The sequence below is a fragment of the Modestobacter sp. VKM Ac-2982 genome (genome assembly GCF_026967935.1).
Classification (GTDB): Bacteria; Actinomycetota; Actinomycetes; order Mycobacteriales; family Geodermatophilaceae; genus Modestobacter.
Window position 1 is genome coordinate 1,137,166 of record NZ_JAPVBL010000001.1, and the last position, 14,315, is coordinate 1,151,480.

Below are 14,315 nucleotides of genomic sequence, written 5' to 3' on the forward strand. Positions count from 1 at the left end.
TGGTAGGGTTGCTCTTACCGACGCGGGGTGGAGCAGCTCGGTAGCTCGCTGGGCTCATAACCCAGAGGTCGCAGGTTCAAATCCTGCCCCCGCTACAAGAGACAGTGCCCCTCACAGAGACTGTGGGGGGCACTGTCGTGTGTGGGCGTGCCCCGGTGGCGGACACGTGCCGGCGTCGCCGCATCCACGGGTGGGCAGGTGAGGTCGCGGCCAGTCCGCCGACCTCCTGACCCTGTACCGGGGGATCGGGGCGCCGTCGTCGCTAATCTGCTCGGCATGCGCGCCCGCCTCGCCGTCCGCACACTCCTGTCCGCCGGCGCGCTGGTGGTGGTCAGCGCCTGCGGCGGGGAGCCCGACGAGACGACCGTCACCACCGGCGGCGCCACGTCGAAGGCCGAGCAGGACACCGGGTCGGATGCCGACGCCGCGTCCTTCTGCTCCGACATGGACGAGGTCTTCCGGGGGCTGGAGACGTCGGCGGAGCGCGAGGACGTGGCGGCCGGCGATCCGCGTGCCGTGCGCGACGTGCTCGGCGGGTTGACCGACCAGCTCGCGGCGATGGAGCCGCCAGTGGAGCTCGACGGTCAGTTCTCCGCCGTGGTCGGGGCAGGGCAGGACGCCATCGAGCAGACCGAGGGGGCAGTTCCGGTCTCGCCGGAGGGTCTGGCGGCGTGGCAGGGGGCCTTCGACGACTACTCGGCCCGAAGTGCGCCGCCCATGGACGACATCATGGAGTACGCGCAGGACAAGTGCAGCGTCTCTCCGCCCAGCACCAGCTGACCGTCGGGCGGAGAGGTCCGCTCGAGCGGGTCACGCTGGGGCGGTGTTCGTTCGTGCCGGGTCCTCCTGCGGTGCCGGTGTCCCTGGCCGGGAAGAGGGCCGAGCAGATGGCCGTTAGCATGGGTCCAGCACCTGCCTCAGGGACCTGTCGCTCGTTCGGCGACGACGTCTCCCGTGCGGTGGGTGCCCCGGCCATCGAGTGGTGGCTGCAGGTCCCCACCGTGGGTGGGCTGTCCGGCCCCGATCACGTCGATCTGCTGCAGATCCGTGGGGCCGGGTCGTGATCCGGAGCGACCGTCCTGGTCGCCTCCTCGCGACAGCCGTCACCGCGATCGCGGACCTGTGTGCGGCACCCGCCGCGGCCACCGGGCCGGGCGTTCCAGAGGAGGATTCTTGGCTCGACGAGGCCAGGCCCAGGCGGGCACCCGCCGTGGCGCCCCACGCACCCAGCGACGCATCCGGGACCGCGACGAGGGCGACCTCATCGCGGTGCTCGCCCGCACCGTCCGGGAGGTCGAGGCGGCCGCCCAGCGCGGTCGCGTGACCCCCGCCGTGCGCGCGAAGTTCCAGGTGGTGGCGCTGCTGGTGCGCGAGGAGCACGCCCGGGTCCGGGCGGAGGAGTCCGGCAGCGACAGCCGCCGGACCGAACAGCTCAAGCGGCTCGACGGGATCGGGACGATCCTCGCGAAGACCGCCGTGCGGGACTCCGGAATGCTCGCCCTCCTCGCCGAGGACGCGGTCGTGTCCGAGGCGGCCAGGTCGCTCAAGCGGCAGCTGCTGGAGTCCGTCGGCGTCGAGCCGGTCCCCGACGAGACGCCGGCGCCGGAGCCCGCCGCCGCCGCCGTCGCCCCTGAGCGCCAGGTGGTGCCCCAGTCGGTCGTGTCGCGGCAGCTGGCCAACCCGTTCCTCGCCCCGGACTTCTCGGCCGTCCGGCCGGTCGCGCCCCGGCCACGTCGGCTGGCCGGGTGGGAGCTGATTGGTCCGCTGCTGAACTCCTTCGAGCGTGCGTCCGGTGGCGCCCCGGCCTGCCTGGACCTGCCGTTCCCGACCAGCCGGTTCACCCCGGCCGGGCTGGACCTGATGCCGCACCAGGGACAGCTGGTCGCCGCGGCTGCCGCCGGGCACCGGACGTTCCTGCTGGCCGACGAGCCCGGACTCGGGAAGACGGCGCAGGCGCTGCTCGCTGCCGAGGCGGCGGACGCCTACCCGCTGCTCGTCGTCGTGCCGAACGTCGTCAAGACCAACTGGGCACGTGAGGCCGGGCTCTGGACGCCGCACCGCACGGCGACCGTGATCCACGGCAACGGGGAGACGATCGACGGCTTCGCGGACATCGTCGTCGTCAACTACGAGGTCCTGGACCGCCACGTGGGCTGGCTGGGCGACTTCGGCTTCGGCGGGATGGTCGTCGACGAGGCGCACTTCATCAAGAACAAGACGTCGCAGCGCTCTCAGCACGTGCTGGAGCTCTCCCAGCGGATCCGCACCCGCAACCCCCGACCCCTGCTCATGGCGCTCACCGGGACGCCGTTGATCAACGACATCGAGGACTTCCGGGCGATCTGGCAGTTCCTCGGCTGGATCGACGACGCCAAGCCGCTCGCGGAGCTGATGGACGCCCTGGAGGAGACCGGCCTCACGCCCGCCGACGCCGGGTTCTACGCCACGGCCCGCCGGTGCGTCATCGACCTGGGCATCGTCCGGCGTCGGAAGGTCGACGTGGCCGCCGACATCCCGGCCCGCCGGATCGCCGACCTGCCCGTCGAGCTCGACGGGGCTGCCGGTCGGTCCATCCGCGCGGCCGAGCGCGACCTCTCGCGCCGGCTGGTGAAGCGCTACGAGTCCGCACTCGCGGCCCGCGAGTCCGCCACCGTCGTCGAGGGCATCGACGCCGGCCTGGTGCGCCAGGTGGCCCGCTGGGAGCTGAAGGACGCGACGTCGACCAAGGCCGGGGAGAACGTCTTCAGCATGATGCGGCGGATCGGCGAGGCGAAGGCCGGCCTCGCCGCCGACTACGCCGCGCAGCTCGCCCGCAGCGCCGGCAAGGTCGTCTTCTTCGCCAAGCACATCGACGTCATGGACACCGCCGAGGACGTCTTCACCAAGCAGGGTGTGCGCTTCTCCTCGATCCGCGGTGACCAGACGCCGGGGGCGCGGCAGCGGAACATCGACGCGTTCGTCAACGACCCGGACGTCTCCGTCGCGGTCTGCTCGCTGACCTCGGCCGGCGTCGGGCTCAACCTGCAGGTCGCCTCCAACCTGGTGCTCGCCGAGCTCTCCTGGACCGACGCCGAGCAGACCCAGGCCATCGACCGCGCCCACCGCATCGGCCAGACCGAGCCGGTCACCGCCTGGCGGATCATCGCCGCGCAGACGATCGACGCCCGGATCGCCGAGCTGATCGACAGCAAGGCCGGTCTCGCGGCCCGCGCACTGGACGGGTCCGACGAGGAGGTCGGTTCCTCGACCGACGTGCAGCTCGAGGCGTTGGTCGCCCTGCTGACCGATGCGCTGGAGGCGGCGGCCGCGCCGGTCCCCGCCGCCGAGATCACCCTCTGACCCCCCCCCGGTGCAGGTGGTCCGCGGCGTGGGGTAACGTTCTCCTTGCGACGCGGGGTGGAGCAGCTCGGTAGCTCGCTGGGCTCATAACCCAGAGGTCACAGGTTCAAATCCTGTCCCCGCTACCAACCGGAGGGCCCGGTCACCGTCATGGTGACCGGGCCCTCCGTCTGTGTGCGCCCAGCCGGTTGTGCAGACTCTGGCTGCTGCGGGAGGACCCGGCAGCGCCGTCGATGAGGAGGACCTCCGGATGGACGCGGGACCGATCGCCGACCGGGCACGTCGATGGCCGGGACAGGTCACCGAGCGGACGTTGGCCGACGGGCGGCCGATCCTCTACTTCGACGACGAGGCGTCCGACGGCCCGGTGCACACCACGGCCGACGCCCGTCCCTTGCTGGAGGCGCCGCGGGCGGGAGAGGTCCGCTACGACGTCCTCACCGGTGAGTGGGTGACCATCGCCGGGCACCGGATGAACCGCACGTTCCTGCCCAGCGCAGCCGACTGCCCGCTCGACCCCACCCGCGACCCGGCCCGCCCGACCGAGGTGCCCGACAGCGAGTACGACGTCGCCGTCTTCGCCAACCGCTTCCCGAGCTTCGCGCCGCAGACCGCCGGACCGGTCGAGGGGGCGCCCGCCGTCCCGTTCGGCCCGGCCGACGCCCCCGCCTACGGCCACTGCGACGTGGTGGTCTTCTCCAGCGACCACGACGCCGCGGTGGTGGACCTGCCGGCTGCGCGCATGCGCACGATCGTGGAGGCCTGGGCGCAGCGGACGGCGGCGCACTCGGCCGATCCCGGGGTCGCCGAGGTCTTCGTGTTCGAGAACAGCGGCCAGGAGATCGGGGTGACCCTGACCCATCCGCACGGGCAGGTCTACGCCTACCCCGTCGTCGCGCCGCGCACCGGCCAGCTGCTCGAGCAGGCCCGCCGGCACCGGGACGCGACCGGCGGCAACCTGCTGGCCGACGTGCTGGCCGCGGAGCAGGCCGAGGGCACCCGGGTCGTGCTGGCCGGCGAGCACTTCACCGCCTACGTGCCGAGGGCCGCCCGCTGGCCGGTGGAGGTGCACCTGGCACCGCACCGCGACGTGCCCGACCTGGCCGCCCTGGACGACGCCGAGCGCGCCGAGCTGGCCGGGCTCTACCAGGAGCTGCTGCGCCGGGTGAACCGCTTCCACCCCGGCGTCGAGCGGGTGCCCTACATCTCCGGCTGGCACCAGGCACCGACCGGCGAGCAGCGCGACCTGGGCCGGCTGCACCTGCAGCTGTTCTCGCTGCTGCGGGCCCCCGGGAAGCTGAAGTACCTGGCCGGCTCGGAGTCCGGGATGGGCGCCTGGATCAACGACACCACGCCGGAGCGGATCGCCGAGCGGCTGCGCGAGGTGGCGTCGTGACCGCGCAGGAGCAGGGTGACCTCGCCGTCGCCGAGCTGCGGGCCACCTGGGGGAGCGACCCGGACGGCGTCTGGGCCGCACCCGGCCGGGTCAACCTGATCGGGGAGCACGTCGACTACACCGGCGGGCGCTGCCTGCCCTTCGCGCTGACCCGGGTGACGGCCGCCGCGGTCCGCAGGCGGGACGACGACCGGGTCCGGATCAGCAGCACCGACCCCGACGCCGCACCGTTCGAGGGGACGCTGGCCGACCTCGGCCCCGGCGACGTCTCGGGCTGGGTGGCCTACGCCGCGGGCACCCTCTGGTCGCTGCAGCAGGCCGGCGTCGAGCTGCCCGGCCTGGACCTCGCGGTGAGCAGCGACGTGCCGCTGGGCGCCGGGCTGTCCAGCTCGGCCTCGCTGGAGGCGGCGGTGGCGCTGTCGGCGGCCGAGCTGGCCGGTCGGGCCGACGACCGCGAGCTGCGGCACCTGCTGATCCAGGCCGCGATCCGGGCGGAGAACGAGGTCGTCGGCGCCGGGACCGGCGGGATGGACCAGACCGTCGCGCTTTTGGCCGAGGAGGGCTCGGCGCTGCTCATCCACACCCGGGACTCCCGCACCGAGCCGGTGCAGCTGGGGCTGGCCGAGGCCGGCCTGGAGCTGATGGTCATCGACACCCGGGTCTCCCACACCCTGGCCGACGGCCAGTACGCCCAGCGCCGCGCCGACTGCGAGGAGGCGGCCCGCCAGCTCGGCCTGGAGTGGCTCAGCGACGCCACCCCGGCCGACGTGGCCCGGCTGGGCGACCCGCGGCTGCAGGCCCGCACCCGGCACGTGGTCACCGAGAACCAGCGGGTCGACGAGGTCGTCGAGCTGGTCCGGGCCGGCCGGGTCGCCGAGATCGGGCCGCTGCTCGACGGCTCGCACACCTCGCTGCGGGACGACTACGAGGTGTCGGCGGTGGAGCTCGACGTGGTCGTGGCGGCGGCCCGGGCAGCCGGTGCGCTCGGCGCCCGGATGGTCGGTGGCGGGTTCGGGGGCTCGGCCATCGCCCTGATCCGCTCCACCGACGCCCAGGCGGTCGGGGACGCGGTCACGGCTGCCTGCCGCGAGCGGGACCTGACCGTGCCCGGCATCCTCACCGTCACCTCCGGCCCGGCGGCCCGCCGGCTGTCCTGACGTGGGGCCCCCGTGCCCCCACCGCTCGCGCGCTCGCGGCGGACCCCTGCACGGGGGCGGTCCCGGGGAACACCCCGGCCGTGACGGGAGTTCCGCAGAGCATGGAGCCGACCGTCACCGACGCCCCCCAGGACAGCCGCTACGAGATCCGGGACGGCGACCAGCTGCTCGGCCAGGCCGTCTACCAGCGCCGCGGCGACCAGGTGGTCTTCACCCACACCGAGGTCGACAGCGACGCCGGGCAGTCCGGGCTGGGCAGCACCCTGGTCCGCGCCGCCCTGGACGACGTGCGGAGCAAGGGCGGCACCGTCGTCCCGATGTGCTCGTTCGTGCGCGGCTGGATCGAGCGCCACCCCGAGTACCGGGACCTGGTCGCCGACGAGGGCTGAGGCCGCTGCGGGCGCGCGCCGCGCGCCTGAGAAGCTGGGGGCATGCGTGTCCTGGTCACCGGTTGGTTCAGCTTCGACGAGGTGATCGCCACCATCGGCGACGAACTGGGTGCCGATGCGGTGGTCGGCTGGCTCACCGAGGCCGGCATCGACCACGACGTCGCCTGGGCGCCCTACCTCCAGCGGGGCGCGCACTGGCGCGACGTCGACCCGGCCGACTACACCCACCTGGTCTTCGTCAGCGGTCCGCTGTCGGACACCCCGTTGCTGCGGGAGCTGACCTCGGCCTTCGCCGGGGCGCAGCGGTGGGCGGTGAACGTCTCGGTGGTCTCCGAGGCCGGGCGTGGGCTGTTCCACCAGGTCTGGGAGCGGGACGCCCCCGGCATCGCCCGGCCGGACCTGGCGATCGGCACCACCACGCCCGACGTCCCGGTCCTCGCCGTGGCCTTCGCGCCGCCGCAGGAGGAGTACGGCGACCGGAGCCGGGCCGCCCAGGTGCGGGGCGCGATCGAGGGCTGGCTGGGGGCCCGGGCGATCCCGTGGTTCGAGCTGACCATGGACCTGTACGAGAAGCCGCACGAGCGGTTCCCGCTGCAGGTCGAGGCGCTGGTCCGCCGCGCCGACGTCGTGGTGAGCATGCGGCTGCACGCCCTGGTGCTCGGGCTGGCGCACGGCGTCCCGGTGGTCGCCTGCGACGCCGTCGTCGGCGGGGCGAAGGTGACCGCCCAGGCCGCGGCGCTCGGCTGGCCGGTCGTGCTGCCCGCCGAGCAGGTCGACGCCAACGCCCTGGACGCGGCGTTGGAGCACGCACTGTCGGGCACGCTGACCGAGGAGCTGGCCGAGGCCCGGCGCCGGGGCGCGGCCGGCAACCAGGCGGCGCGCGAGTGGCTCCTCCGGGAGCTCACCGGCGGGTGAGGTCAGGTCTGTGACTCCGGTCACGCCTGGGTTAACGTCGGGGTGCTGTACCCGTCTGCCTGGAGGCCGACCGTGAGCTCACCGACGCTGGACCTGGACACCGTCGACCTGTCCGACCGGTCGTTCTGGGGTGCTCCGCCGGAGCAGCGACACGCGGTCTACGACCAGCTGCGCCGCGAGCGCCCGTTCGCGTTCTTCGCCGAGCCGGTGATCCCCTACATCGAGCCCGGGCCCGGCTACCACGCGGTGACCCGCTACGCCGACGTCGAGGCGATCAGCTGCCGGCCCGCGCTGTTCTCCTCCGGCGCCGGGGCGGTCTCCATCGCCGACATGCCCCCGGACCTCAACGAGTTCTACGGGTCGCTGATCAGCATGGACGACCCCCGGCACGGCAAGATCCGGCGGATCGTGGCCAAGGCCTTCACGCCGCGGGTGCTGGAGAAGCTCGTGGGGAACGTGCAGGCCGTGGCCGACGACGTGGTCACCCGCGCCCGGCGCACCGCCGAGGACGGCGACGGCACCATCGACGTGGTCGCCGACCTGGCCGCACCGATCCCGCTGCGGGTCATCTGCGACATGATGGGCATCCCGGACGGCGACCGGGCCCTGGTGCTGCGGCAGTCGAACGTCATCCTCTCCGGCGGCGACCCGGAGCTCGTCGAGGACGAGGAGCAGATGGTCACCGCCTTCTTGAAGGCGGGCGAGGAGCTCGCCGGCCTGATGGCCCGGCTGGCCGCGGAACGGCACGCGCACCCGGCCGACGACCTGACGACTGCGCTGGTCACCACCGAGGTCGACGGTGAGCGGCTGACCCACCAGGAGATCGCCTCGTTCTTCATCCTGCTGCTGGTCGCCGGCAACGAGACGACCCGCAACGCGATCTCGCAGGGGGTGCTGGCGCTCTCGGAGCACCCGGGCGAACGCGCGCGGTGGGCCGCCGACCCCGGGCTCACCCGCACCGCGGTGGAGGAGATCGTGCGCTGGACCAGCCCGATCAGCTGGATGCGGCGGACGGCGACCCAGGACGTCGAGCTGTCCGGGCAGTCGTTCCCGGCCGGGTCGAAGTTCCTGCTCTTCTACGGGGCGGCCAACCGCGACCCCGCCGTCTTCGCCGACCCACACCGGTTCGACCTCTCCCGGGACCCGAACCCGCACGTCGGGTTCGGCTCCCGCGGCCCGCACTTCTGCCTGGGCGCGCACCTCGCCCGCCGGGAGATCGGGGTCGCCTTCCGGGCGTTCGCCGATCAGCTGCCCGACCTGGAGGTCATCGGCCCACCGGCCCGGCTGGAGTCCTCGTTCGTCAACGGGCTCAAGCGGCTGCCAGCCCGGCTGACGGGGGTGCGATGACCCGGGTGGTGGTCGACCGCGAGGTCTGCATGAGCGCGGGGGTGTGCGAGGTGGAGGCGCCGGAGGTCTTCGAGCTGGACACCGCCGGCCGGCTGCAGGTCGGTCAGCCGACCGACCTCACGGCGGTGGAGACCGCGGTGCGCGCGTGCCCGACCGGGGCGCTCTCGCTGGTCGAGGACTGACTGCTCACCCCAGCGGGCGCAGTGCGGTGGCGAACCGCTGTTCCAGCCGGGCCGGCACGGGTCGGCGCTGCCGCAGTGCGGCGGGCAGCCGGCGCAGCACCCCGGCCAGTGCCCGGCGGGCAGCCGCGTCCGCCGTCGCCCGCCGGGCCAGTCGGCCGGTCGCGGCCAGGGCCACCGGCAGCGGGCGGCGCAGCCAGTCGACGAGCACGTCGTTGCGGGTCTGCAGCGCCCACCGGGCCGGGCTGGGGGCGTCCGGGCCGGCGGGGTCGTGCCAGGCGACGACGTCCTCGCTGAACACCAGCTGCCACCCGGCGGCCGCCAGGTCCAGGGCCAGCAGGTGCTCCTCGCCGCCGAAGAACAGCAGCGGGGAGAAGCCGCCCACGGCCAGGTGGGCGTCCCGGCGGACGACGGCGGCGAACGCGGGGAAGCTCAGCACGTCGGGACCGGCGGCGGAGCGACCGAGGACGGCGGCGCGGTGCTTGCGGGTCACGGCGTCCTCGCTGCCGTCCCCGGCCAGCCGCACCCGGCCGACCACCACGGCCAGCTCCGGGTGGGCGTCGAGCAGGTCGGCGGCGGCCTCTAGGGCGTCCGGCTCCCACCAGGAGTCGTCGTCGGCGAAGGCCACGTAGCGGGTGCCGGCCCGCTGGACGCCGTGGTCGCGGGCGCCCGCCCCGGCGTTGGCCGGGAGGCGCAGCAGGTCGACCCGGGGGTGTCCGGACCGGACGGCGTCGGCGGTGCCGTCGGACGACGCGTTGTCCACCACGATCACCGGTGGCCCGCCGGGGGAGTCGAGCCGGTCGAGGGACCGCAGCAGCGACTCGCGACGGTCCATGGTGGCGATGACGACGCTGACCCGGGGCTCGCTCACGACCGGCTCCCTACCCGTCCGCCCGGCACCTGCACGGGTGGTCACGGTGTGGGACCGGCCACCCCGGACCCGCCCCGTCCGCGTTCAGGCGGTGAGGGCGGTGCCCTCGGCCGGGGTGTGCAGCGCGGCGACCAGGGAGTCCAGTGGCAGGTCCAGGGCGTCGGCCAGCGCGGCGACGGTGAAGAAGGCCGGCGTCGGGACCCGGCCGGACTCGATCTTGCGCAGCGCCTCGAGGCTCACGCCGGAGGCGGCGGCGACCTCGGCGGGGGAGCGGTCACCGCGCGCGGCGCGGAGCAGGCCACCCAGCCGGCGGCCGCGCTCGCGCTCCTCGGGGCTCAACGGCGGTCGGACCATGGTCGTGATAGTAATACCGGGATACCAATACTGGAAGGGTTGAGATGATCGAGCTGCGCACACCAGGGGAGATCGACGCGATGCGCGCCGCCGGGGCGGTCGTCGCCGACATGCACGCCGCGGTGCGGGCACTGGCCGCACCCGGGGTGCGGCTGAGCGAGCTGGACGCCGCGGCCCGCCAGGTCCTCGCCGACGCCGGCGCCACCTCGCCGTTCCTCGGTTACGCGCCCTCGCCCACGACCCCGCCGTTCCCCGGGGTGGTCTGCCTGTCGGTCAACGACGTGGCGCTGCACGGCATCCCCACCACCCAGCAGCTCGAGGACGGCGACCTGCTCAGCGTCGACGCCGGGGCGACGCTCGACGGCTGGGTGGGCGACGCGGCGACCACCTACCCGGTGGGCACCCCGCGCCCCGAGGACCTGCGGCTGGTCGAGGTCACCACCCGGGCGTTGGAGGCCGGGATCGCCGCTGCCGTGGTCGGCAACCGGGTCGGGGACATCTCCGCCGCGATCGCCGCGGTCGGCCGGGCCGGCGGCTGCGGCATCAACACCGACCAGGGCGGGCACGGGGTGGGGCGCACCATGCACGAGGCGCCGCACGTGCCCAACGAGGGCCGGGCCGGCCGCGGGCTGCCGCTGCGCGCGGGGCTGGTGATCGCGATCGAGCCCTGGTTCCTGGCCGGCGGCAGCGACGACTACCGGGTCGACGCCGACGGCTGGACGCTGCGCAGCGCCGACGGCAGCCGCGCCGCCCACGTCGAGCACACCGTGGCCGTCACGGCGGATGGCCCCCGCATCCTCACCCTCCCCGCCTGATCGGTGCGAAGCCCCCGGGCATAGGAAGCTGTTCACCCGGTTCCAGCGCGCAGAGCGGGTGGAAAGCCTCCTATGCCTGGGGCCAGGTGGCCTGCGGTCAGGCGGCTAGGCGAGCGCCTGGTCCAGGTCGGCCAGGAGGTCGTCGACGTCCTCGATGCCGACCGACAGGCGCACCAGGTCGGCCGGCACCTCCAGCGGTGAGCCGGCGGCGCTGGCGTGGGTCATCCGGTGCGGGTGCTCGATCAGCGACTCCACGCCGCCCAGCGACTCGGCCAGGGTGAACAGCGACGCGCGCTCGCAGACCCGCAGCGCAGCCTCCTCGCCGCCCTTCAGCCGGAAGGAGACCATCCCGCCGAAGCCGGACATCTGCTTGGCCGCGATGTCGTGGTTGCGGTGCTGCGGCAGCCCCGGGTAGAGCACGTCGCCCACGGCTGGGTGAGCCAGCAGCCACTCGGCGATCCGGCCGGCGTTCGCGCTGTGCCGGTCCATCCGGACGCCGAGGGTCTTCAGGCTGCGCAGCACCAGCCAGGCGTCGAAGGGGCCGTTGACCGCGCCCATCGCGTTCTGGTGGTAGGCCAGCCGCTCGCCGAGATCGGCATCGGCGACCACCAGCGCCCCGCCGACGACGTCGGAGTGCCCGCCGAGGTACTTCGTCGTGGAGTGCACGACGACGTCGGCGCCCAGCGTCAGCGGCTGCTGCAGGTAGGGGCTGGCGAAGGTGTTGTCGACGACCAGCAGCGTCCCCGAGGCCTGCGCGATCTCGGCCAGCACGGCGATGTCGGAGACGTTGAGCAGCGGGTTGCTCGGGGTCTCGCACCAGATCACCCGGACGTTCTCCGGTGCGACCGCAGCCCGGACGGCGTCGAGGTCGTTGAGGTCGACCGGGGAGTGGGTGACCCCCCACGGCTCGAGCACCCGGGAGATGAGCCGGTAGGTGCCGCCGTAGGCGTCCCCGCCGAGCACCACCGAGTCACCCGGCCGGCACACGGTGCGCAGCAGGGTGTCCTCCGCGGCCAGCCCGGAGGCGAACGTCATCCCGCGGGCGCCCTGCTCGAGCGAGGCCAGGGCGGTCTGCAGGGTGTCCCGGGTGGGGTTGGCGCTGCGGCTGTACTCGTAGCCGCCGCGCAGTCCGCCGACGCCGTCCTGCTTGTAGGTGGTGGTCAGGTGCAGGGGCGGGATGACCGCGCCGGTGGCGGGGTCGGGGTCCTGCCCGGCGTGGATGGCGCGCGTGTTGAACCCGGTCATGGCCCCACCGTAGGAGCCGGGATGCCGACCAGGTGGCCCAGCACGTCCTGCCGGGTGACGACGCCGGCCGGCTTCCCGTCCACGTGCACCAGCAGCGCGTCAGCGTCGCCCAGCGCCCCGACCGCGGCCGAGACCGGCTCGCCGGAGCCGATGATCGGCAGCGGGGGGGACATGTGCCGCTCGACCGGGTCGGCCAGCGACGCCCGGCCGGTGAACAGCGCGTCCAGCAGGGCCTTCTCCGCGACCGAGCCGACCACCTCGCCGGCGGTCACCGGCGGCTCGGCCTTCACGACCGGCAGCTGGCTCACCCCGTACTCGCGCAGGATGTCGATCGCGTCGCGCACCGTCTCGTTCGGGTGCGTGTGCACCAGCGTCGGGGTGCTGCCGGACTTCGCGTCCAGCAGTTCGCCCACGGTCTCACCGCCGCCGGCGTCCAGGAAGCCGTAGTCGGCCATCCACTCGTCGTTGAAGATCTTGTTCAGGTAGCCGCGGCCCCCATCGGGCAGCAGTACCACCAGGACGTCGTCCTTCGTCAGCCGCTCGGCCACCCGCAGGGCCGCCACGACGGCCATCCCGCAGGACCCGCCGACCAGCAGGCCCTCCTCGCGGGCCAGCCGCCGGGTCATCGCGAACGAGTCGCCGTCGGAGACCGCGACGATCTCGTCGGCGATCGACTTGTCGTAGGCCTCGGGCCAGAAGTCCTCGCCGACACCCTCGACCAGGTAGGGCCGGCCGGTGCCGCCGGAGTAGACCGAGCCCTCCGGGTCGGCGCCGATGACCTGGACCCGGCCCTCGCTGGCCTCCTTGAGGTAGCGGCCGACGCCGGAGATGGTGCCGCCGGTGCCCGCACCGGTGACGAAGTGGGTGATCTTCCCCTCGGTCTGCGTCCAGATCTCCGGCCCGGTGGTCTCGTAGTGCGAGCGCGGGTTGTTCGGGTTGGCGTACTGGTCGGCCTTCCAGCCGCCCGGCGTCTCCCTCGCCAGCCGGTCGGAGACCGAGTAGTAGGAACGCGGGTCGGCCGGGTCGACGGCGGTCGGACAGACGTGCACCTCGGCGCCGTAGGCCCTGAGCACGTTGATCTTCTCCTGGCCCACCTTGTCCGGGCAGACGAAGATGCACTTGTAGCCGCGCGTCTGGGCGACGATGGCCAGGCCGATGCCGGTGTTGCCGCTGGTCGGCTCGATGATCGTGCCACCCGGCTGCAGGGCCCCGGACGCCTCGGCGGCCTCGACCATCCGCAGCGCGATCCGGTCCTTCACCGAGCCGCCCGGGTTGACGTACTCGACCTTGGCCAGCACCAGCGGCGCGTCCGGGCCGAGGTGGGCGGTCACGGCGTTGAGCCGGACCAGCGGGGTGTTGCCGATGAGCTCGACGACGGACTCGGCGTACTGCACGGGGGCTCCTGCTCTGCGGGTGGGCCGGCGGCGGATCGCGCGCACCGGCGTACCCGACCATCCCACCAGACGTGCGGGTGCGCCTCAGTACGGCAGGTAGTAGGTGAGCAGGTCCGCGTGCAGCGGGGGGAAGAGCGCCTCGTCGAGGTCGGCGACGGCCGGGGTACACGTCCGGCCGCCGCCGGGACAGCCCGTGCGGGCCGAAGAGCAGGGCGCCCAGCCGTCGGCCCAGGCGCGGCCGGGGAAGCTGCCCGGGCGGTCGGTCACCCGGACCGGCCGGCCCGCGGCCAGCGCCGCCACACCGGCCAGCAACCTGGCGGCCGCGGCGTCGTCCACCGCGGTCGGCTCGGCCACCAGCACGTCGTCGTCCGGCTCGGGGACCCGGACGGAGGCGACGACCGCACTGTCCCGCTCCAGCACCCAGGTGGTGCTCGCCTCGTGTGCCACCAGCCAGCGCAGCCGGGCGGCCGGGTGCGGCATCGCGACGTCCGCACCGGCCTGGGCGGCGTCCTGCAGCCGGGCCAGCGCCGGCAGGTCCGCCGGCGTGGCCGGCCGCAGCCCCGCCGCCGGGGCCGGGAGCGTGTGCACCGGCCGGGCCGGGGGGACGTCGATCGCGTACTCGTAGCCGAAACAGCCGGTAGGAGTACGGGATCCCGATCATCACCTGGAGCAGGTCGCCCCGGGCCGCGGAGCGGTCGTGCGCCCAGGCCATCAGCGCCCGCACCAGGCCGCGGCCCTCGTAGGCCGCGTCGGTGGCCACCAGCTCGACCTGGCCGGCGGGCGACGGCGGTGGCCTCCCAGCCGGTGTCCGGGTCCTCGACGACCAGCCGCTGGTCCAGGGCCTCGGCCGGCTCACCGCGGTCGACCAGCAGCGCGCCGACCTGCTCGAGGTCGCCGGGACGGCAGCCCCGCAG

General features: G+C 74.1%; 14 protein-coding genes and 2 tRNA genes. 11 read left to right on the forward strand and 5 right to left on the reverse strand.

Features of this window, described 5'->3' with window-relative positions; translation table 11 throughout:
- Window positions 1-21 precede the first annotated feature (21 nt).
- The 10 genes from O2W20_RS05645 to O2W20_RS05690 all read left to right on the forward strand — a co-directional run bounded on the left by O2W20_RS05645 (window position 22) and on the right by O2W20_RS05690 (window position 8,725).
- Window positions 22-95: transfer RNA gene (locus O2W20_RS05645), tRNA-Met, on the forward strand.
- A 181-nt stretch (window positions 96-276) separates the two neighbouring features.
- Window positions 277-780 (forward strand): hypothetical protein, encoded by a 504-nt coding sequence (locus tag O2W20_RS05650; protein ID WP_269170750.1) that lies wholly within the window; start codon window positions 277-279, stop codon window positions 778-780.
- Between the two features lie 393 nt (window positions 781-1,173).
- A complete protein-coding gene (locus tag O2W20_RS05655) occupies window positions 1,174-3,339 on the forward strand; it encodes a DEAD/DEAH box helicase (protein ID WP_269170751.1) in 2,166 nt (721 codons plus the stop codon).
- A 51-nt stretch (window positions 3,340-3,390) separates the two neighbouring features.
- A tRNA-Met gene (locus O2W20_RS05660) sits at window positions 3,391-3,467 on the forward strand.
- Between the two features lie 122 nt (window positions 3,468-3,589).
- Complete coding sequence (gene galT, locus O2W20_RS05665) at window positions 3,590-4,735, forward strand: galactose-1-phosphate uridylyltransferase (protein ID WP_269170753.1); 1,146 nt, start codon at window positions 3,590-3,592, stop codon at window positions 4,733-4,735.
- On the forward strand, window positions 4,732-5,892 hold the full coding sequence (gene galK / locus O2W20_RS05670; protein WP_269170755.1) for a galactokinase: 1,161 nt from the start codon (window positions 4,732-4,734) through the stop codon (window positions 5,890-5,892). Before galT ends, galK begins: the two co-directional genes overlap by 4 nt.
- Window positions 5,893-5,993: 101 nt before the next feature.
- Window positions 5,994-6,281: a GNAT family N-acetyltransferase gene (locus O2W20_RS05675; protein ID WP_269170757.1), complete on the forward strand. Its 288-nt coding sequence runs from the start codon at window positions 5,994-5,996 to the stop codon at window positions 6,279-6,281.
- A 42-nt stretch (window positions 6,282-6,323) separates the two neighbouring features.
- Window positions 6,324-7,196, forward strand: coding sequence for a polysaccharide pyruvyl transferase family protein (locus tag O2W20_RS05680; RefSeq protein WP_269170759.1), 873 nt, complete (start codon window positions 6,324-6,326; stop codon window positions 7,194-7,196).
- Window positions 7,197-7,268: 72 nt separating this feature from the next.
- On the forward strand, window positions 7,269-8,543 hold the full coding sequence (locus O2W20_RS05685; protein WP_269170760.1) for a cytochrome P450: 1,275 nt from the start codon (window positions 7,269-7,271) through the stop codon (window positions 8,541-8,543).
- The gene (locus O2W20_RS05690; RefSeq protein ID WP_269170761.1) at window positions 8,540-8,725 is read left to right on the forward strand and encodes a ferredoxin; all 186 of its coding nucleotides are present in this window, start codon (window positions 8,540-8,542) and stop codon (window positions 8,723-8,725) included. Before O2W20_RS05685 ends, O2W20_RS05690 begins: the two co-directional genes overlap by 4 nt.
- Window positions 8,726-8,729: 4 nt before the next feature.
- On the opposite strand, the gene O2W20_RS05695 is transcribed toward O2W20_RS05690, so the two are convergent.
- Together O2W20_RS05695 and O2W20_RS05700 are read right to left on the reverse strand one after the other, a co-directional pair.
- Window positions 8,730-9,593, reverse strand: a complete 864-nt coding sequence (locus tag O2W20_RS05695; RefSeq protein WP_269170762.1) for a glycosyltransferase family 2 protein — start codon at window positions 9,591-9,593, stop codon at window positions 8,730-8,732.
- Window positions 9,594-9,677: 84 nt separating this feature from the next.
- Window positions 9,678-9,947 carry a helix-turn-helix domain-containing protein gene (locus O2W20_RS05700; protein WP_269170763.1) on the reverse strand — a complete coding sequence of 90 codons (270 nt, stop codon included), beginning with the start codon at window positions 9,945-9,947 and terminating at the stop codon, window positions 9,678-9,680.
- A gap of 44 nt (window positions 9,948-9,991) precedes the next feature.
- Here O2W20_RS05700 and map point away from each other — a divergent pair, with 44 nt between their 5' ends.
- The gene (gene map, locus O2W20_RS05705) at window positions 9,992-10,762 is read left to right on the forward strand and encodes a type I methionyl aminopeptidase (protein WP_269170764.1); all 771 of its coding nucleotides are present in this window, start codon (window positions 9,992-9,994) and stop codon (window positions 10,760-10,762) included.
- Window positions 10,763-10,867: 105 nt separating this feature from the next.
- Here map and O2W20_RS05710 read toward each other — a convergent pair whose 3' ends face one another.
- The 3 genes from O2W20_RS05710 to O2W20_RS05720 form a co-directional block, all read right to left on the reverse strand.
- Window positions 10,868-12,007: a cystathionine gamma-synthase gene (locus O2W20_RS05710; protein WP_269170766.1), complete on the reverse strand. Its 1,140-nt coding sequence runs from the start codon at window positions 12,005-12,007 to the stop codon at window positions 10,868-10,870.
- Window positions 12,004-13,401: a cystathionine beta-synthase gene (locus O2W20_RS05715; protein ID WP_269170768.1), complete on the reverse strand. Its 1,398-nt coding sequence runs from the start codon at window positions 13,399-13,401 to the stop codon at window positions 12,004-12,006. The genes O2W20_RS05710 and O2W20_RS05715 overlap by 4 nt, the downstream gene beginning before the upstream one ends.
- Before the next feature lie 84 nt (window positions 13,402-13,485).
- On the reverse strand, window positions 13,486-13,989 hold the full coding sequence (locus O2W20_RS05720) for a hypothetical protein (protein WP_269170770.1): 504 nt from the start codon (window positions 13,987-13,989) through the stop codon (window positions 13,486-13,488).
- Between the last annotated feature and the right edge of the window lie 326 nt (window positions 13,990-14,315).